The organism is Streptacidiphilus sp. MAP12-16 (genome assembly GCF_041262165.1).
Classification (GTDB): Bacteria; Actinomycetota; Actinomycetes; order Streptomycetales; family Streptomycetaceae; genus Streptacidiphilus.
In genome coordinates this window covers 44,202-62,304 of the sequence record NZ_JBGCBY010000007.1, presented here as the reverse complement: position 1 = coordinate 62,304, position 18,103 = coordinate 44,202, and the positions used below count along the sequence as shown (strand labels likewise).

Annotated in this window: 17 protein-coding genes; 8 read left to right on the top strand and 9 right to left on the bottom strand. The window is 68.6% G+C overall.

Annotated features, from left to right (window positions below; genetic code table 11):
* Positions 1-3: 3 nt before the first annotated feature.
* Positions 4-375, bottom strand: a complete 372-nt coding sequence (locus ABIA33_RS11025; protein ID WP_370079930.1) for a cupin domain-containing protein — start codon at positions 373-375, stop codon at positions 4-6.
* Between the two features lie 185 nt (positions 376-560).
* Here ABIA33_RS11025 and ABIA33_RS11020 point away from each other — a divergent pair, with 185 nt between their 5' ends.
* Together ABIA33_RS11020 and ABIA33_RS11015 are read left to right on the top strand one after the other, a co-directional pair.
* Positions 561-1,292 carry a DUF2848 domain-containing protein gene (locus ABIA33_RS11020; RefSeq protein ID WP_370079928.1) on the top strand — a complete coding sequence of 244 codons (732 nt, stop codon included), beginning with the start codon at positions 561-563 and terminating at the stop codon, positions 1,290-1,292.
* Positions 1,293-1,574: 282 nt separating this feature from the next.
* Positions 1,575-2,762, top strand: coding sequence for an efflux RND transporter periplasmic adaptor subunit (locus ABIA33_RS11015; protein ID WP_370079926.1), 1,188 nt, complete (start codon positions 1,575-1,577; stop codon positions 2,760-2,762).
* Between the two features lie 172 nt (positions 2,763-2,934).
* Here ABIA33_RS11015 and ABIA33_RS11010 read toward each other — a convergent pair whose 3' ends face one another.
* Positions 2,935-3,498, bottom strand: coding sequence for a hypothetical protein (locus ABIA33_RS11010; RefSeq protein WP_370079924.1), 564 nt, complete (start codon positions 3,496-3,498; stop codon positions 2,935-2,937).
* A gap of 290 nt (positions 3,499-3,788) precedes the next feature.
* Here ABIA33_RS11010 and ABIA33_RS11005 point away from each other — a divergent pair, with 290 nt between their 5' ends.
* From ABIA33_RS11005 to ABIA33_RS10985, 5 genes are all read left to right on the top strand, one after another.
* Complete coding sequence (locus ABIA33_RS11005) at positions 3,789-5,318, top strand: efflux RND transporter periplasmic adaptor subunit (RefSeq protein WP_370079922.1); 1,530 nt, start codon at positions 3,789-3,791, stop codon at positions 5,316-5,318.
* Positions 5,315-6,217 carry an ABC transporter ATP-binding protein gene (locus ABIA33_RS11000; protein WP_370079920.1) on the top strand — a complete coding sequence of 301 codons (903 nt, stop codon included), beginning with the start codon at positions 5,315-5,317 and terminating at the stop codon, positions 6,215-6,217. The genes ABIA33_RS11005 and ABIA33_RS11000 overlap by 4 nt, the downstream gene beginning before the upstream one ends.
* On the top strand, positions 6,214-7,425 hold the full coding sequence (locus tag ABIA33_RS10995) for an ABC transporter permease (protein ID WP_370079918.1): 1,212 nt from the start codon (positions 6,214-6,216) through the stop codon (positions 7,423-7,425). Before ABIA33_RS11000 ends, ABIA33_RS10995 begins: the two co-directional genes overlap by 4 nt.
* A 46-nt stretch (positions 7,426-7,471) precedes the next feature.
* The gene (locus tag ABIA33_RS10990; protein WP_370079916.1) at positions 7,472-8,137 is read left to right on the top strand and encodes a hypothetical protein; all 666 of its coding nucleotides are present in this window, start codon (positions 7,472-7,474) and stop codon (positions 8,135-8,137) included.
* 76 nt (positions 8,138-8,213) lie between these two features.
* Positions 8,214-8,942 (top strand): response regulator transcription factor, encoded by a 729-nt coding sequence (locus tag ABIA33_RS10985; RefSeq protein WP_370079914.1) that lies wholly within the window; start codon positions 8,214-8,216, stop codon positions 8,940-8,942.
* A 37-nt stretch (positions 8,943-8,979) separates the two neighbouring features.
* On the opposite strand, the gene ABIA33_RS10980 is transcribed toward ABIA33_RS10985, so the two are convergent.
* The 7 genes from ABIA33_RS10980 to ABIA33_RS10950 all read right to left on the bottom strand — a co-directional run bounded on the left by ABIA33_RS10980 (position 8,980) and on the right by ABIA33_RS10950 (position 17,539).
* Positions 8,980-10,416 carry a GDSL-type esterase/lipase family protein gene (locus ABIA33_RS10980; RefSeq protein WP_370079912.1) on the bottom strand — a complete coding sequence of 479 codons (1,437 nt, stop codon included), beginning with the start codon at positions 10,414-10,416 and terminating at the stop codon, positions 8,980-8,982.
* Between the two features lie 210 nt (positions 10,417-10,626).
* A complete protein-coding gene (locus ABIA33_RS10975) occupies positions 10,627-12,480 on the bottom strand; it encodes a leucine-rich repeat domain-containing protein (RefSeq protein ID WP_370079910.1) in 1,854 nt (617 codons plus the stop codon).
* 30 nt (positions 12,481-12,510) lie between these two features.
* A complete protein-coding gene (locus tag ABIA33_RS10970) occupies positions 12,511-12,861 on the bottom strand; it encodes a UBP-type zinc finger domain-containing protein (RefSeq protein WP_370079908.1) in 351 nt (116 codons plus the stop codon).
* On the bottom strand, positions 12,858-14,306 hold the full coding sequence (locus tag ABIA33_RS10965) for an ATP-binding protein (protein WP_370079906.1): 1,449 nt from the start codon (positions 14,304-14,306) through the stop codon (positions 12,858-12,860). The genes ABIA33_RS10970 and ABIA33_RS10965 overlap by 4 nt, the downstream gene beginning before the upstream one ends.
* Entirely contained in the window at positions 14,303-15,979 is a 1,677-nt protein-coding gene (locus ABIA33_RS10960; protein ID WP_370079904.1) for an FAD-dependent oxidoreductase, read from the bottom strand. The genes ABIA33_RS10965 and ABIA33_RS10960 overlap by 4 nt, the downstream gene beginning before the upstream one ends.
* A gap of 282 nt (positions 15,980-16,261) precedes the next feature.
* Positions 16,262-16,654, bottom strand: a complete 393-nt coding sequence (locus tag ABIA33_RS10955; RefSeq protein WP_370079902.1) for a DUF1206 domain-containing protein — start codon at positions 16,652-16,654, stop codon at positions 16,262-16,264.
* Positions 16,655-16,768: 114 nt separating this feature from the next.
* Entirely contained in the window at positions 16,769-17,539 is a 771-nt protein-coding gene (locus ABIA33_RS10950; RefSeq protein ID WP_370079900.1) for a hypothetical protein, read from the bottom strand.
* A 313-nt stretch (positions 17,540-17,852) separates the two neighbouring features.
* Between ABIA33_RS10950 and ABIA33_RS10945 the strand changes: the two genes are divergently transcribed.
* A complete protein-coding gene (locus ABIA33_RS10945; RefSeq protein WP_370079898.1) occupies positions 17,853-18,047 on the top strand; it encodes a DUF4236 domain-containing protein in 195 nt (64 codons plus the stop codon).
* Positions 18,048-18,103 lie beyond the last annotated feature (56 nt).

Below are 18,103 nucleotides of genomic sequence, written 5' to 3'. Positions count from 1 at the left end.
CCCTCATCGCGGCCGGTAGCGGATCTCGAGCATCAGGCATCCGGTGCTCGTACGGTACGGACCGTGCGGCATGCCCGGCGGCCGGGACGCGTAGTGGCCGGCGGTGAACGTCCTGCCGAGCGAGAGATCCTCCAACTCGCCTTCGAGCAGGAAGACTTCCTCGTAGTAGGCGTGCCGGATCACCCCGGCGGAGGTGGTGTCGAGCCCCGGCGCCCAGCGGGCCAGCCTGGTGAGTTCTGCCGCGTCGCCTGACAACGCCGCGCTCAGGACGCGTTCCGACACCCCGGGCGCTCCCTCGGCCTCCGTCCAGGGCACTTCGTCCACCGCGAAGAACTCGTGCGCGTCCTTCAGTTCAGGCTCCCCATCAGGGACCATTCCAGACTTCCCTCCGTGTTCAAGTGACGCCGTGTCAACTCCGACCGCGCTCGGTACGTCACGGTGCTGACCCTCATCGGCTGCCAGGCCGTTCACCGTCCCGCAGGTCCGCCCCTCCGTGGCCCCCGGCAGACATCCGTGATACTCATTGTATACAACGAATATACTGATGACGGAGACCGGTCGTGTCAACACTGAGCTTCACGCTGCCCGACGGCACGAACGTGCCGGTCACGGTGACTGCACTGCTCAACGCGGGCTACTCGGGACGCGACCGGCGGCAGGTGGCCGCCCACGTAGCCGAGTTGGCCGCGTTGGGCGTACCGGCCCCCGGCAGAACTCCGGCGGTCTACCCGGTCGCGCCTTACCTGGCCGTCCAGGACGGCGTGGTGCCGGTGCAGCACGGCCGGACCTCCGGCGAGGCCGAGTGGGCGATGGTGATCGCCGGGCCCGACCCGCGCGACGTCCTGCTGACCGTCGCGAGCGACCACACCGACCGCGACCTGGAGACGTACGGAGTGGGGTGGAGCAAGCAGGCCGGGCCGGACGTCCTGGGTCGCGGAGCGTGGCGTCTGGCCGACGTGTGCGACCGGCTGGACACGCTGACGCTGACCGCGTGGGTCGCGTCAGGGGCCGATCCCTCACTCCGTACTGCGGACTCTGCCGCGGTACGGAACGAGGGATCGGTCATCCAGCGCGGCACCCTCGCCGACCTCCTGCCGCCCCACTACTGGCTGGCCGAACTCGCCAAGCGCGGGCTGCACCAGCCGGGCACGGTGTTGCTGTCCGGCACCATCCCCATGCTGCGGGGCGTGGACCAGTTCGCGGACCACTGGCGCGTCGCGCTCGCTGATCCCATGACGGGCCGGACCCTCGAGTGCGCCTACAGCGTTGTCGCCATGCCGGAGTTCACCTGACGGCCCGCCCGCCCGGCAGGACTTCCCGGAGATCATCCTGGGCTCGGCCCGGTCCGAGTAGCAGCGGCGACCGGATGCCTCATCCAACATGATGTTGGTGCCGTCGTAAGGTCCTGTGAGTTCGCTGGTATTCCCGGGGGTGCCCTTGGGCCGGCGGTGGCGACTACTCGCCCGCTGAGGCTTGGGGCTTGGGCGATGGGCCGGCGGGAGGTCCTGGGTTGTCAGCCAGTTCCCAGACTCCGTACAGGGCTTCGATTGGGGACCGGACCAGGCTGCGTCGCTATGAAGGTGCTCCCCCAGCGGCGTAGGGCCGCTCTGCTGAACCCTGCTCTCGCAGTGCTGCTCGTCGCCGGTTCGGGAGCGGCTTATGCCGCCGTGAAGACCTCGACAAGTAGCAGCGCGAGCAAGTCCAATACCACCACCTACACGGTCGCCAAGGGGCTGGTGCTGGCGACGGTCGGTGGCACCGGCTCGCTGTACTCGCCGAGCGACGCAGGTGTGAACTTTGCGACCGGTGGCACCGTCACCCAGGTGAATGTGCAGCCGGGCTCCAAGGTCACCAAGGGCGAGGTGCTCGCCAAGGTCGATCCCACCGCGGCCAACGAGACCCTCTCCACGGCCCAGGCCAAACTGACCGCCGCGCAGGCCAACCTGACTCAGGTCGAGAACCCGACAGCCACCAGCAGCAACGGTGTGACGTCCACCCCGACGGTGAATGCCTCCGAGCTGACCTCGGCCCAGGCTCAGGTCACCGCGGCGCAGAACTCGGTGACTGCCGCGCAGGCCGCCGTGGCCGGAACAGTCCTCACAGCCCCGATTTCCGGCACGGTCAACTCGGTGACCGGCAAGGTCGGCGACGCGGTGTCCAGCGGCAGCTCCAGCACCTCCTCGTCCACACCCAGCGGTTTCGTGGTGATCGCCAATCCCGGTGGCATGGAGGTCTCGGCGGACTTCGCCGAGGCCGACGCGCTCAAGGTGAAGGCCGGTCAGTCCGCCTCGGTCACCCTCAACGCCGGGACCAGCACCGAGCTCAACGCCAAGGTCCTTTCCATCAGTTCACTGCCCGCCAGCAGCTCCGGCAGCGCTGTCACGTACGCCGCTGTCCTCGCCATCACCAGCGACACCAGCAGTCTTAGGACTGGTCTGAGCGCGACTGTGTCGGTGCTGACCGGTGAGGCGGACAACGCCCTCTATCTGCCGACGGCCGCGCTCACCGGTACGGGCACCACCCGCACGGCGACCGTGGTCGAGGCGAACGGCACAACGCGGACGCAGAGCGTCACGGTGGGCCTGGCCGGAGACAGCGACGTGCAGATCGCCAGCGGCCTCACGGAGGGGCAGAAGGTGCAGGTGACCACGGTGGCAACAACCGGAGGGTCCGGCGGCGGCTTTGGCGGGGGTGCCGGCGGCTTCGGCGGTGCGGGTCGCGGTGGCACTGGCGGGGGCGGGGGTGGGGGCGGACGAGGATGACCCGGCGGTAGCCGTCGCCTCGCCGGAGAGACCCGACGGCACCAGCCGGCACCGCCGGCACCCGGGCGACGGGTACCACGGCAGCCGAAACCCGCAGCAGAAACCCCAGGTTGGGCGGTACCGGAATGCCGGTACCGCCCAACCTGGGGTTGCGCTGGTGAAGCCGGGACGGTCAGGAGCTGGGGGTCGCCGTCGGCGCCGTCCCAGGGCCCCCGGTAGGCAGCAGGGCCTTGCAGACCTTCAGTGCGGCGACGGTTTTCGAGTCGGTGCTGGTGCTGATGCCGCGGACCTGTTGGGGCGTCACGGTCACGCCGTTGTCCTTCATGCAGCTGATGAAGGCCGCCGACGCGGTGGTGCCGGCGCCGCCCCCGCCGCCGAATCCACCTTGGCCCTGGGGGCGCAGCGACGCGCATGCCTGCATGGCCGCGGCCTGGGACGGGTTGGCCGAAGCGCCGCCGAATCCACCGGCACCACCGCTCGGACGCCCGCTGGGACGTGCCGCGCCGGAGGGACGCCCACCTGGGCGTCCGCTGGGCAAGGTGACGCCGTGGGACTTCAGACAGTCGCTGTACTGCGTGAACTGCGACGAACCGCTTGCGCCGGCGGATGCCGCGGCACCTGCGGCGGGTGCTGTGGAGCCGGAGGAGCATCCGGTGAGCAGCAGTGCCCCTGACGCGAGGAGGCCGGCTGCGGCGAGGACCCGTGGGGTCGTCGTCCTGCTGGTGCTTCTCATCATGACCGGTGGTTCCTCCGTACTGTTGCGGGCTGTGCAGGGCGTGATGGTGGCGGGTTCGGGTGAGCATGCGACCACCTGCAGGAGACCCAACCGCACGGGTGTAGGGGCGCCCTGGGCGAAGACTGCTGATTTCCTGGGATCTGATTCGCGAAAGATGTGATCGACGCGCTGAATAACCAGCTACCGCCCGATATGCACAGGTTGGTGGGTGGCTTCGGGCCGCAACGGCCGCAGCGAACTCCCAGATTCGGGGCAGGCACGGATAGGAAGCCGGTTCAGGCTGCGGCGCTATGAAGGTGCTTCCACGGCGGCGCAGAGCCGCCCTGTTCAATTCCGCACTGGGCCTCGTGCTGGTGGCGGGCGCAGGTGCCGCGTACGCGGCGGTGAACCAAGGCAGTTCCGCCACCAAGGCCGCGGCTGCGAAGACCGCAACCGTGGCCCAGGGGACGGTGCAGGCGACGGTCTCCGGCTCGGGCTCGCTGGTCTCCCCCTCCAACGCGGGAGTCAACTTCGTCACCGGTGGCACGGTGACCGAGGTCGATGTCGCGGCAGGCGCCCATGTCACGGCCGGGCAGGTGCTGGCGAAGGTCGATCCGACGTCCGCCAACCAGACGCTCAGCACGGCGCAGGCCACGCTGTCGTCCGCGCAGGCGAACCTGACCAGTGTGGAGGCGGGCAACAGCTCGACCACCAGCACCGGGTCGGGATCGGGCTCGGGCTCGGGCTCGGGCAGCTCCAGTGGGTCCGGCGGTTCCAGCGCGACCACGTCCCCCTCGTCGAGTCGCGTGCCGAGCCCGGCCCCCACGGCCGGCTCCACTCCCGCCAGGACGGCGACGCCTACGACAAGTCCCTCTCCCTCGGCGAGCGCCTCCTCGACGGCGAAGGCCCGTGCGGTGAGCTCTGGCAGTGTGGTCGTGCAGCCCGCCTCCTATGTCGCCGCCAGCACTCCCAGTGCGACGCCCACGCCCACGCCGACGGTGAACGCTGCCCAGTTGGCCCAGGCGCAGGAGCAGGTGACGGCGGCAGAGAACGCGGTCGCCGCAGCTCAGCGGGCGGTGGCCGGCACGGTGATCATCGCGCCGGAGAGCGGCACGGTCGCCTCGGTGTCCGGAAAGGTCGGCGACACGGCCTCCGGCACCGGCTCCGGCTCGTCGGGCGGTGGTTCCAGTGCTAACTCCTCTTCCTCCTCCACTTCCAGCTCCTCCTCAACACCCAGCGGATTTGTGGTCATCACCAACCCCACGGGCATGGAGGTTTCGGCGGACTTCTCCGAGTCCGACGCGTTGAAGCTGCAGTCCGGTCAGGCCGCCACGGTCACCTTGAACGCCGAGGCCGGCACCACGCTCAACGCGAAGGTGCTGTCGATCAGTTCGGTCCCCGTGAGCAGCAGCTCATCCTCCGGCGGCGGTTCCTCCTCCAGTGCGGTCCAGTACGCCGCGCTGCTGGCCGTCACCAGCGACACCAGCAATCTGCGGACCGGGCTGAGCGCCAGCGTGCAGGTGACGACCGCCGAGGCGACCGACGCGCTGTATGTGCCGACCACCGCGATCAGCGGTACGGGTGCCAACAGCTCGGTCACCATCGTCGGCGCGAACGGCGCCACCACCCGCCAGACCGTGACGGTCGGCGTGCAGGGCGACACCGAGGTACAGATCACCAACGGGGTCACCGTGGGTGAGAAGGTCCAGCTGACCGTGGTCTCGGCCGGCGGCGGCAACGGCTTCCCGAGCGGCGCCTTCCCCGGCGGCGCGGGCGGCGGGCGCACCGGTGGCGGCGCCGCGGCTGGTGCTCTCGGTACCGGCGGGGGTGGTCGAGGATGAGCCATTCCCTGCCGACCCTGGCGACCCTGCGACGTCGCGGCATCGCGGCGCGCCGAGTCCCCGAGCAGTCCCACCAGGCCGATGAGCCGGTCCCGGTGATCACCGTGCAGCGGTTGGTGAAGTCGTACGGCGAGGGCGAGGCGGCGGTCCACGCGCTGGCCGGCCCGCCGGACGACCGGGGGCGGCCCCAGGGAGTGGACCTGACGATCCATGAGGGCGATTTCGTCGCCATCATGGGTAGTTCGGGGTCCGGCAAGTCGACCTTGATGAACATCCTGGGCTGCCTGGACGCACCGACCTCGGGCCGATATCTGCTGGACGGCATCGATGTGGGCGGCTTGGACGAGCACCAGCTGTCGCTGGTGCGGAACCGCAAGATCGGGTTCATCTTCCAGTCGTTCAACCTGGTGCCGCGCACCACGGCGGTCGCCCAGGTCGAGCTGCCGCTGGCGTACGCGGGGGTGAAGGCCAAGGAGCGCCGCCGTCGGGCGATGGCGGCGTTGGGGCTGGTGGGTCTGGCCGAGCGGGCGGGCCACCGTCCCCAGGAGCTGTCAGGTGGCCAGCAGCAGCGTGTGGCGGTGGCCCGTGCGCTGGTGACGGCACCGGCGATGCTGCTGGCGGACGAGCCGACCGGCAACCTGGACAGCCGTAGCACCGACGACGTCCTGGCCATCGTCGACCGGCTCAACGCCTCCGGCCGCACCGTGGTCCTGATCACGCACGAGGACGAGGTGGCCCGGCACGCCAAACGCGTGGTGCGCCTGGTGGACGGCCGGGTCTACGAGGACGTGCGGCAGGCGCAGATCGTCGGCCCACCGCCGGCGCTGCTCGACCCGCTCGGATTCGCGGAGAACTCACTGCACGTACAGAACCACGTACAGACGGGAGTCCAGGGGTGAACCCGCTCCAGACACTTCGCTTCGCCGTCGGCGGACTCGCTGCCAACAAGGTCCGCTCGGGGCTGACCATGCTCGGCATCCTGATCGGTGTCGCCGCGGTCATCCTCCTGCTGGCGGTCGGCAACGGCTCCTCTCAGGCGGTGGTGAACTCCATCGACGCGCTGGGCACCAACGCCCTCACCGTGTCGTCGGGGACCTCGTCCGCCACCTCCACCGCGACCAGCACCAAGCCGCTGACGGTCACCGACGCCAAGGCGCTGGCGGACACCAGCCAGGCCCCGGACATAGCGGGAGTGGCCCCCGAGGTCACCACCTCGCAGACAGCCCTGTACAACGGCACCTCCCACACGGTCAGCTCGGTGGTCGGGACCTACCCGGCGTACTTCGAGGCGTCCAACAGCAAGGTCGCCTCCGGCGACTACTTCAGCGACGACGACGTCCTGAACTCCCGCAAGGTGTGCGTCATCGGCTCGACGACGGCCACCGACCTGTTCGGCACGGCGAGCCCGATCGGCAAGGTGATCACCCTCGGCGGCACGCCGTTCACCGTCGTCGGCGAACTCGCCACCAAGGGCAGCGGCAGCGGCTTCCAGGACCCGGACGACACCATCATCGCCCCGCTGCCGACGGTGCAGAACGCCTTCACCGGCTTCGGGTCGGTCAACCAGATCCTGGTCGAGGCGAAGTCCGCCTCCGCCACCACCCAGGCCACCAACGAGATCACCACGATCCTGATGGGCACGCACGGCATCTCCAGCGCCACGGCGGTCGACTTCCGGGTCAGCAGCCAGGCGACCCTGCTGGCCACCCGCTCCTCCAGTACCCAGACGTTCACGGTGCTGCTGGGCGCGGTCGCGGCCATCTCGCTGCTGGTCGGCGGGATCGGGATCACCAACATCATGCTGGTCACCGTCACCGAACGGACCCGGGAGATCGGCATCCGCAAGGCCATCGGCGCGCCCAAGGGCGTGATCCTCGGACAGTTCCTGGCCGAGTCGACCCTGCTGTCACTGATCGGCGGTGGCCTGGGGGTGGTGACCGCACTCATCGGGGCGCACTTCACCATCGTCGGCATCAAACCGGTGGTGATCCCCTCCTCGGTGTACGGGGCCTTCGGGATCGCCGTCGCCATCGGACTGTTCTTCGGCAGCTACCCCGCCAACCGCGCGGCCGGGCTACGCCCGATCGACGCGCTGCGCCATGAGTGAGACCCCCATGAGTGACTACCACGACAACCCAAGGAGGGAAACGGAGATGGCCACACACCGTGCCGAGATCGTCGAAGCCGACGGCTCACTCGTCCCCGGGTTTCACCAGGACCCGTTGGCTGCGACCGAGCTCCTGGACAGCACCCAGGAGATCGGAACGAACCCGGAGGACATCCTCGCCGAGTCCCCGGACGCCCGCGACGTCGCAGCCGAACTCGCCGCCCCGCCACGCCGCAAGCTGCCCTGGCTCACCCTGCTGCTCGCCACCGGGGTGATCGCTGCGGGCGCCTTCGCCGGCGGGGCCTACGTCGAGAAGAACAACAACCCGACAGCCGCCAACCCCTTCACAGCCGCCCGATCCGGCGCGGCTGCGGGCGCGGGCCGAACCGGGACCGCCGGCGCCGGGTCGGGTTCCGGCAGCGGCAGCGCAGGTAGTGGCTCCACCACCGGAACAGTGAAGCTGATCGACGGCAACACCATCTATGTCACGGACAGCTCGGGCAACGTCGTCAAGGTCACCACCGGCAGCTCCACCACGGTCAGCGTCGCCAAGACCGGCAAGACCTCCGATCTGCAGCCCGGACAGACCGTCACCATCCGGGGCACCACCGACTCCACCGGCAATGTCGCCGCCAGCAGCGTCACCGAAGGCGGCACCACCTTCGGCGGCGGTGGCGGTGGCGGGTTCGGTGGCGGCGCACCCGCCGGCTGATATCCGGTCCTCACCGATGTCATACCCACGCCTGCGCTCCGACCAGCTCCTCTCCCATCCTCTCGGGGGTCGAACCATGCACACCACCGAAGCGAAACTCCTGATCGTCGACGACGAACCCAACATCCGCGAACTGCTCTCGGCATCCCTGCGGTTCGCCGGCTTCCACGTGTCCTCCGCCGCCTCCGGTTCGGAGGCGGCGGAGGCCGTCGCCCGGGACCGTCCAGATCTCGTGGTCCTGGACGTGATGCTGCCCGACATGGACGGCTTCACCGTGCTGCGGCGGCTGCGGGACCAGTCCGCGGCTCCGCCCAAGGACGCCGCGCACGACCGCATCCCGGTGATTCTCCTCACCGCCAAGGACAGCGCGGACGACAAAATCAGCGGGCTGAAGGCCGGCAGCGACGACTACGTCACCAAGCCCTTCAGCCTGGAAGAACTGATCGCCCGCATCCGGGCGATCCTGCGCCGCACCAGCGGTCCCGCAGCAGACAACCGCCTCGTGGTGGCCGATCTGGAACTCGACCGGATCGGCCACCAGGCGCTGCGCGCCGGACGGCCCGCCTTCCTGTCGCCCACCGAGTTCAGGCTGCTCGAGTACCTCATGAGCAACACCGGCCGGGTGGTGTCCAAGGTGCAGATCCTGGACCACGTCTGGGCCTACGACTTCGGCGGCGACCTCAGCATCGTCGAGTCCTACATCTCCTACCTGCGCCGCAAGATCGACTCCGGCGCCGACGGCAGCCCCAAGCTGATCCACACCCTTCGAGGCATCGGCTACGTCCTGCGGCCTCCGGCGGCCTGACCGAATCCGGCGGCACCCGAAACCGCAACCGTCATGTTCACGGTCCGGCCTGGGACGCCGGTGCCGAGGGGGCCGGGCTGGTCGTGCTCCGTCCGGACTGCGGTGGCGGCGTGGTCGCGGCGCTCTGCATCTGGGCCAGAGCCTGTTGGTCGGCCAAGGCGATGGCCAGTTCACCGGCTGCCGTCGGATGCAGCGGGGCCTGGTCGGCGGTCCCCTGGACGAAGGGCTGGTCGCTGCACAGTTGGTGGCCGTCGAAGTGCGGAACGGCGGTGGCGAAGCGGAAGGTCGCCGCCCCCTGATTCAGGACGGTGTTCAGGTCCGCCAGGCGCGAGCGAAGAACAGCGGTCTTCGCCGTGGTCAGTCCTTCCTTCCCCAGGCAGTCGCTGTTTGGACCGAAGGGTTCGAAATAGTCGTTGACCAGGACACTCGGATGGTGGGGAAGAGCGGAGAGCTGGTCGAGCAGATCGAAGTAGTCCTGGGTGAACGCCGCGAGCTGCTTTTGGAAGTAGGCCGTCGACGCCTTGTCGTCGCAAACCGGGGAGGAGGCGCACACGCCGGTCAGCACAGCCCAGTTCATGTCGTTCGCGCCGATACTCACGATGATCGTCGACGCGCTGGTGGCACGCTGGGCGACGGCAAGTTGGGCAGGCACCACCTGGTCGCCACGGAACTGCACGCCGAGGACGCCGTCGCGGATGGTGGCTCCCTGACAGGCCAGGTTCAGCACGTTCCATCCGTTCACCTCGGCAAGGTCCGCAGCATAGGAATCCGAACTGCGTCCGCACGCCCTGTCCAGCGCGGTGGCGTGATCGACGAGCCGATTGCCGATCCCTGCGGCTGTGGAGTCGCCGAGCACGACCACCCGCACTCCGGTCAGTGCGGATCCCTTCGCGGCCGGCACCGGCTGTGCGGGACTCCGTCCGACCAGGTCATCGAGTGTGCGCACCTGTTGCAGAGCCCGCGGCGTGCTCGAGGCCAGGAGGTAGACCCCGATCGCGTTCACGACGCAGACACTCACCACGCCTGCGGCGAGCATCGTGAACATGCTGCGCCGGGAGGCGCGGCGAACACCGGCGAAGGCGACGAAGACGACCGCGGTGCAGCCGGCGGCGATGACTGTCTCCCACAAGCAGTAGCGGGTCCACCCCGCGGCCAGTTGCCGACTCAGCGTCAGTTCCAGGGTGTCGTGCCCGTCCGAGCGGACGATCTGGTGCACCTGGGAGTCGATGGTGATGTGCGCGAGCCTCAGACGTGGGCGGATCGGCCCGTCGAAATGCGGCTTGGTCGGTATCGCCTCACCGAAGAGATCGAGCTCTCCGGGACCGGACAGGCTCAAGCCCGGCTGAACGGCCCCCACCTGCATGCTCTGCCCCGCTGCGGTGACCGACTGCACCGGCGTGATCCGCACTGCCAACCAGATCGCCGCGGCACATACCGCCAGCAGCACGAGACCCCTGACAAGCACGGTCCGCATCCAACGGAGCCACCGGCCGACTGCAACGTCGTTCCGCAAGACCAGCACACTCAGCCACCTCCGCGACCATCCATCGAGGGACCCACCTGACGCCTCTACCCCCGATGCGGCCCGATCCAGCAGGTCTTCGCTCTGACCATGGTCAACTGGCTCCTCGCCGAGCGCCCGGAACGCCCTTGGATGGACGCCCAGCATCACACAGTCGCCCGGTCACAAGCGCTCGTGGTTCTTGACCTCGTCCACCCCGTTCGCCAGGAGCTGGGCAAGAACGGATTCGAACCCCAGAGGCAGGCCGCGATTGCGGTTGAAGCGGATGCGTCGCAGGGCAGGCAGGGAAAGGAGTGGACGCCAGTCCTCGACCTGGCGGGAGGATTCCAGTCCAAGGCCCACAAGTTCCGGGAACTCGGTTATCGCACTAATGTCCCGAAGATCGTCCAGGTACAGGTCTGCGGTAATCAGGGATTCCATGCCCTTCATCGGAGACAGGTCGATCCAGGGGAATCCGCGGACTTCCAACTGGACGATGCGAGTGGGCAGGTCTTCCATCGAAGGGCATCGAGACAACGACAGTCTCCGCAGTTCAGACAGGTCCTGAAGGGGATTCAGGCTCCGCACCAGTGGGAGCTCGATCATCGAGATCGAGTCGATGCGGGATGCGGACAGGCCGCCGATATCCGAAAGCGAGGGCAGGCGATGGAGTTCCAGGGAATCCACGTCGGGAAAGCTTCCTGCCACCCCCAGGTTCTTGACTTCTGAACACTCCCAGATGTTCAGTTCGCGGAGGGCGGGCAGGCGCTCTATTCCGCTCACGGTCTCCAGGGAATCGCAACCCCATATCCAGAGGGCTTTCAGAGCGGGATAATGGCTCATTCCGTCAAGGTCGGCCAGAGAAGCGCACCTCATGATCCGCACGGTCTCCATGGCGGGCATCCCGGGGAGCGCCGAAAGGCCGATGAGTCCGGTCAGATCCACAAGATCGAGAGAACTCAGCCGCGGCAGGTGCGCGAGGGCGGAGAAGTCCGCAAGGACCGGGCACTGCTCTGCCCTGAAGAATTGCAGAGGGGTGCCTTGAAGCCCGTCAAGGGTGGTCAGCTGCCGGCTTCCCACGACGATCAGCCTGGTGAGGCCGGTGAGGCCGGACAGTCCGTGCAGGTCGCGGAGGCTGGTGCACCCATCGGTATTGAGCTGGCTGAGGTGGGGGTGAGTCCCCAGACCGGACAGGGTTTTCAGACGCCGGCAGTCGGTGATCGCGAGTTCGGTCAGGCCGGTCAGCGTGGACGCCCCGGTCAGGGTGGTCAGCGAGGCACAGTTGCTCAGGTCCAGGCGCTTCAGGGCGGGAAGTGCTCGGACGCCGCGCAGGTCCCGGATTCCGGTCCAGCCGAGGTCGAGATCGGTGAGACGGGTGAGACCGGAGAGCTGGCAGGCGTCGCGGAACGAGCGGCAGCCCCGCATGCCCAGCGTCAGCAGGTGCGGGAACGCGGCGGCGAAACCGTCGACACTGCGCACCTTCGTCATGCTCAGGTCCAGGTGCAGCAGGTTGCCGAGCGCCGTCAACGGCCTCACATCAGCGACTTCGCGGCAACGGTGCAGATTCAGGTGCGTCAGCGCGGTCAGCCCGCTCAGCGGAGTCAGGTCCTCGACGCCCGCGCAACCGTTCAGGTCCAGCTCCACCAATTCGGCGAGGCCGGCGAGGTCGGTGAGGTCGGTGACCTCCTTGCAGCGATCGACGTGGAGTTTGCGGAGCATGGTCAGATGGCGCAGGCCGCGCAGTGATGCCGCCCTGCGTACCCGTAGCTCGGTGCGCCCTTCGCGTGCGAACGCCGGGGCAAGCAGGATCTCGCAGAAACCGTCCGGGTCCGCGGCGAGCGGCCACTGCCGTAACAGCAGCTCGCTGGAGTGGTGGACCCTCGCGGCGAAGCGAGCCGCCAGCTCCAGAGCCTGTCCGTCGTCGGCGACGGTGATCAGTTCACGGACCGCCTTGCGGGCACGACCGGGTGACGCGGTCGCCAGGAGACCACGCAGTTCATCGACCAGGGCAGTGGAGGAGTGCGTTTCGGAGACCATACGACGAACGATAGGAGCAGGGTCTGACAGTCAGTGGAGGTGGTCCCGCCAGTCCGCGGGCACGCGGCCGGTAGGTCCTGGTACCGGCTGATCGGTGGGGTGCGACTCCGGCGGGGCGAGCGGCGGTCCGGTCTCGAAGAACTCTTCGGTCGGGTAGTTCCAGTACCAGGCTTCTCCGGGCTCGAAGCTGCGGATGAGCGGGTGCCCGGTAGCGGCGGCGTGAGCGGTCGCGTGTTGCGACGGCGAGGTGTCGCAACAGCCGATGTGGCCGCAGAGCGCGCACCGGCGCAGGTGCAGCCACCAGCCTGAGGCCGCCTCGCACTCGGCACAGCCGCTCCCGCTGGGCGTCGCGGTGGGGTCGATTCCTGGCATTGTCGTCATAGCTGCTCCTGCTGGCTGTCGGACTCCGGGGCGGTGAGCGGGAGGCGCACCCGGAAGCGCGTGTCCCCGGGGGCGGACTCCACCTGGAGGTCGCCGTGGTGCTTGTTCACCACGATGCGCCACGAGATGTCGAGCCCGAGCCCGGTGCCCTCGCCTACGGGCTTGGTGGTGAAGAACGGCTCGAAGATCCGCTCGCGGATCTCCGGGGAGACACCCGGCCCGGTGTCGCCGAACTCGACGAGCAGTTGGTCGCGGTCGAGCGCCGTGCGCACGGTGAGTGTGCCGGTTCCGTTCATCGCGGACACCGCGTTGTCGATCAGATTTGACCAGACCTGGTTGAGCTCGCCCGGATATGCCGGGACCTTGGGCAGCGTCCGGTCGTAGTCCTTGACAACGGTCACGCCGGAGCCGATCTTACCGGCAAGCATCTGCAGGGTGCTGTCCAGCAACTCGTGCACGTCGACGACCTGGTAGGGCGACCGGTCCAGCTGCGAGTACTGCCGCGCCGCGCCCACCAGCGCCGAGATCCGGGCGGTGGAGTCCTCGATCTCGTTCATCAACAGCTCGGTCTCGACCGTGTAGTTGAGCCACCGCAACGCACCTTCCAAAGCTGCCTCGTCGACGACGGCCGCGACCTGGTTCAGCCACTGCGTGTCCAGTCCCGCCTGCACGAAGGCCGGCGCGAGTTCCCAGCCGCCGGTGATGTCGTGGGCGTCGATCCAGTCGGCGACTTCGTCCTCCCGGTCGGACGCCTCGATCGGGCTGAGCGACGGGGCCTTGGATACCTGGTCCGCGGCGCCTTCCTGCAGGCCGATCAGGGTCTCCAAGGCGGCGCGCTCGTACGGGCCGGCCGCGATGGTGCCCAGTTTGTGGCGCATCCCGGCGACCCGCTCGCGCAGCGCGGAGGTCGCGCGGAGGGCGGCGGCCGCGGGGTTGTTCAGCTCGTGAGTGAGTCCGGCCGACAACGACCCCAGCGCCAGCAGCCGTTCCCGCTGGCCGATGGCCCGCTGGGTGGTCTGGTTGCCGAAGAACAGCCCTTCCAGCATGTGGACGGCCATCGGGAACCACTCGCGCATCATCCCCGCGAACGCGTCGGCGGCGAGCACGAAGAACCGCGAGGGCACGGTGGCCCGCAGCGAGCTGTTGTAGACCTGAGGAACCCGGTCACCGAGGTAGGCCTGGAACGCACCGGCATACACTCCGGGCTCGGAGGTGCGGGTCACCTCGACGTCGTCCGCCCCGACCCGGCGGGACAGGACGACGGTGCCCTCGAGCAGGACGTAGAAGCAGCTCGCGGGATCGCCCTCGGCGTACACCTGCCCGGGCCCGGCGAGCTCCACCCGGCCCTCACGGCACAGCCACGCCAGCTGGCCGGGGGCCAGCTTCTCGAAGAGGAACAGCGCGCGCAGCTCGTCCACGCTGCACGGATTCGGCTGCGCGGTCATAGCCGCTCCAGGTACCGGTGTACGAGCATCACGGCCATGGCGCCCTCGCCGACGGCGGAAGCGACGCGCTTGGCGGACTCCGCGCGCACGTCGCCCGCCACGAACACGCCCGGGACGGATGTCTCCAGGTGGTAAGGAGGCCGGTCCAGCTGCCAGCCCTTGGGCGGATGCCCGTCGACGAGGGTGTCGGGGCCTGCCACGACGAAGCCGTGGCTGTCGCGCATCACGACGCCGTCCAGCCAGTCGGTCAGCGGAGCCGCGCCGATGAACACGTACAGCCACGACGTGGTGACCTGCTCGGTCACGCCGGTCGTGGCGTCGCGCAGCGTGAGTCCCTCCAGATGGTCGGTGCCGTGCGCGGCCACGACCTCGGTGCGGGTACGGACCGAGATGGTGGGAATGCCCTCGACCTGCTGGACCAGGTAGTGCGACATCGACGCGACCAGTGAGGTTCCGCGCACCAGGATCGTCACGGACTTGGCGCCCCTGGCCAGGTAGACGGCGGCCTGCCCGGCGGAGTTCGCGCCGCCGACGATGTACACGTCCTGTCCCTGGCAGTTGGCCGCCTCGGTGAGAGCGGAGCCGTAGTAGACCCCGCGGCCGGTCAGTTCCGGCACTCCGGGAGCGTTCAGCTGCCGGTAGGAGACCCCCGTCGCGAGGATCACTGTGTGCGCGGCGATGGCGGACCCGTCCGAGAAGCGTACGGTGCGTGACGGGCCGTTGATCTCAAGGCCGGTCACCTCACGTGCGGTGAGGATCTCGGCGCCGAACTTGGTGGCCTGGCGGCGCGCGCGGTCCGCCAACTGCGCACCGGACACCCCGTCCGGGAAGCCCAGGTAGTTCTCGATCCGCGAGCTCTGGCCCGCCTGACCACCGGTGGCCGTGCGCTCGACCAGCACGGTCCGCAGCCCCTCGGACGCGCCGTACACGGCCGCGCCCAGTCCGGCCGGGCCGCCGCCGATCACGACGAGGTCGTAGAACTCCGCCGCCGGTACGGTCGACAGCCCGACACGGCCGGCCAGGTCCTGATCGGTCGGCTCCACCAGTGGTTTCCCGTCCGGTGTGATCACCAGCGGCAGACTGAGCCCGTCCTCGCCGGCGGCGGCGAGCAACCGCTGGCCCTCCGGTTCGTCGGAGGCGTACCAGCGGTAGGGAACCTGATTGCGGGCGAGGAACTCACGGACCCCGGACGAGCGCGCCGACCAACGGTGCCCGACGACCTTGGTCTCCGGTACCGGCCGGTGATCCGAGGCCAGCCACGTCTCCAGCAGGTCGTCCACCACCGGGTAGAGCTTCTCCTCGGGCGGGTCCCAGGGCTTGAGCAGGTAGTGGTCGAGGTCCACGACATTGATCGCCTCGATGGCGGCGTTGGTGTCGGCATAGGCCGTGAGCAGCACCCGCCGCGCGCCCGGATACACGTCCATGGCCTGTTCGAGGAACTCGATGCCGTTCATCCGCGGCATGCGGTAGTCGGCGAGAATGACCGCGACCAGATTTCCGCGCAGCTTCAACTCACGCAGAGCGTCCAGTGCCGATTCGCCGGACTCCGCGCGCACCACCCGATGCAGCTCCCCGTAGCGGCGGCGAAGGTCACGGGCCACAGCGCGGGACACTCCGGGATCGTCGTCAACGGTCACGATCACGGGCCGCGTCACGTCACTGGGCTCTGTCACTCGCACCCCTGCCCCGAATCGTTCGGTGTCTCTTCTTTCTGCCGGACCACGGCACTCCCCCATCGTAGGTATCCCAGCCCCGCGCCGCAGGCGCACGGGCCACGGCGCACCGGCACCGGACGGACGAGGCCGCCGCCGCGGGCGTTGCTCGCCGACGCTCAGCGCACGGGCCCCAGCGGGCCGGCGACGCTGATCTCGTGCCGCGCCGTGCAGGAACCGAGGTCACCGTAGGTGAGGTCGGCCCGGGTCGCGTGCAAGCCATGGCTGGCGTGGTCTGCAGGGTCAGCGAGGTACACCACCCAGGGTGCGCCGCCAGCGAGCCTCCGCGAAGGAGTAGAGGCCGAACGAGGTCAGCGCGAAGGAGCGCAGCGTCGCGTCCAGGCCCTTGGCCTTACCCGGTGTGGCCGACAAGGCTGCCCGCAGAGCAAGGAAGCCGACCGCTACCGCGATCACGCCTCGGGCTAAGTATCCGAACTGGCCCAAGCGCAGAACCGCTTCGCGGGTGCGGTAAGTCGTCCAGCCGGTGCGCAGCCGCTCGCGAAGCGCTTGCTGGCTCCGTGAGCGATGATGGCGATCCCGACGGCGATGGCCACCAGCGCGAGGACGATCATCAGGACGCGTCCGCCGTCGGTCTGCAACATGCGGGCGCTGATCCCGGTCGGCGAAGGACCCCACGGCCTGTGCGTCTACCCGCAACCCGGCCGCTACTCACTCGGCCACACCGGCATCTTCCGCTGACCACCCGCGACAAGGCCGCGGGCCGCCAACAGCCCTCCTCACCGCTACCTCCTAGCGTGCCTGCTCTGGCTCTGACGTCTCCGGAGGCAGCAGCCGACCTCGCAGCGAGAAAACCATGTAGGTGACCAGGCCCAGAATGGTCAGCAGGAAGAGCGTGCTCGTCCACACTGTCCCCAGGCCGAAGCCACCCTCATGATGCGGCTGCGACAAGAGATCACCGAGGGATGCGCCTAGCGGACGGGTCAGGATGTAGGCGATCCAGAAGGCCGCGATCGCATTCAGCCTGAATCGCAGGTGAGCAACCGTCACCGCCGCAATCAGTGAGCCGAACAGGAGCGCGGAGACCCCATAGCCGAGATTGAGGCGCTCTGCCGTGAGATCGCCGGCCGCCGTACCCAACGCGAAGGTGAACAGGATCGCCATCCAGTAGAAACCCTCCCGTCGGGTCGTATGGATGGAGTGGATGGACAGCGTCCGTTCCCTGGCATACCAGGCCGCGAAGGTCGCCATTAGCGCCACAGCAAAGGCGACGGTGGCCGTCTCCAGGGCGACCCCGTAATTGTCCGTCAGATTGTCGGTGATGAGCGTGCCCACGATGCTGACCAGGACGACCGCGAGCCAGTAGATCCCCGGCACATAGGTCCTGGCCCGGAACTGGAAGAAGAGCGTGATCGCCAACAAGCTCCCCATCAGGCAGGTGATGCCCGTCAGACCCAGGTGCAGGTGAGTGTTCAGAAGGTCCGCGGCAGTCTCGCCCACGGTCGTGGCCAGGACCTTGACGATCCAGAAGGAGAGCGTGACCTCTGGGACCTTGTTCAACATCTGCCGGGCTCCAGGGCTGACTGCGCGTTGTCGCAAATCGTTCGCCATGGAGCGAGCCTCACACAACCGACCAGCCACACCTTGGATCGCCACGGAGCCGCCGCAGGCCCGATCAGGTGAATCCCGGTACGTCTCGCCCTAACGGCGTATCACTCACCGGCTCGCGTCACTGAACGTCGAAGGCGAGACGCAAGCGGCGATCGCTTTTGCACCGGTACAACGTCGCGCTCGATGGGAGCGCAGACCGCTGCTGAAACGGCACAACCGGGGTAGGCGGACTTCCGTACCCAACCCACCGCTGAAGGGGCCTCACATGCCGCTGCGCTTCCACAAGTCCATCCGGATCCTTCCGGGCGTGCGCCTGAACATCAACAAGCGCTCGATGTCCATCACCACGGGCGGCAAGCACGAACACCTCACCGTCAACACCAAGGGACAACGCACCGAGTCCGTCGACCTGCCCGGCCCGTTCTCGTGGCGGCGCACTACCACGCGCAAGCATCGCTGACGCTCGCCCCCCACCCGCAGTGGGCAGCGTCCGAGGAGTCCGCGGACCTCCCAAAG

Coding starts and splice junctions, on each gene's coding strand:
- ABIA33_RS10950 (WP_370079900.1), bottom strand. CDS start 17,539: ATGTTGAACAAGGTCCCAGAGGTCACGCTCTCCTTCTGGATCGTCAAG.
- ABIA33_RS11000 (WP_370079920.1), top strand. CDS start 5,315: ATGAGCCATTCCCTGCCGACCCTGGCGACCCTGCGACGTCGCGGCATC.
- ABIA33_RS11015 (WP_370079926.1), top strand. CDS start 1,575: ATGAAGGTGCTCCCCCAGCGGCGTAGGGCCGCTCTGCTGAACCCTGCT.
- ABIA33_RS10990 (WP_370079916.1), top strand. CDS start 7,472: ATGGCCACACACCGTGCCGAGATCGTCGAAGCCGACGGCTCACTCGTC.
- ABIA33_RS10945 (WP_370079898.1), top strand. CDS start 17,853: ATGCCGCTGCGCTTCCACAAGTCCATCCGGATCCTTCCGGGCGTGCGC.
- ABIA33_RS10970 (WP_370079908.1), bottom strand. CDS start 12,861: ATGACGACAATGCCAGGAATCGACCCCACCGCGACGCCCAGCGGGAGC.
- ABIA33_RS10985 (WP_370079914.1), top strand. CDS start 8,214: ATGCACACCACCGAAGCGAAACTCCTGATCGTCGACGACGAACCCAAC.
- ABIA33_RS10975 (WP_370079910.1), bottom strand. CDS start 12,480: ATGGTCTCCGAAACGCACTCCTCCACTGCCCTGGTCGATGAACTGCGT.
- ABIA33_RS10965 (WP_370079906.1), bottom strand. CDS start 14,306: ATGACCGCGCAGCCGAATCCGTGCAGCGTGGACGAGCTGCGCGCGCTG.
- ABIA33_RS11005 (WP_370079922.1), top strand. CDS start 3,789: ATGAAGGTGCTTCCACGGCGGCGCAGAGCCGCCCTGTTCAATTCCGCA.
- ABIA33_RS11010 (WP_370079924.1), bottom strand. CDS start 3,498: ATGATGAGAAGCACCAGCAGGACGACGACCCCACGGGTCCTCGCCGCA.
- ABIA33_RS11025 (WP_370079930.1), bottom strand. CDS start 375: ATGGTCCCTGATGGGGAGCCTGAACTGAAGGACGCGCACGAGTTCTTC.
- ABIA33_RS10980 (WP_370079912.1), bottom strand. CDS start 10,416: ATGCGGACCGTGCTTGTCAGGGGTCTCGTGCTGCTGGCGGTATGTGCC.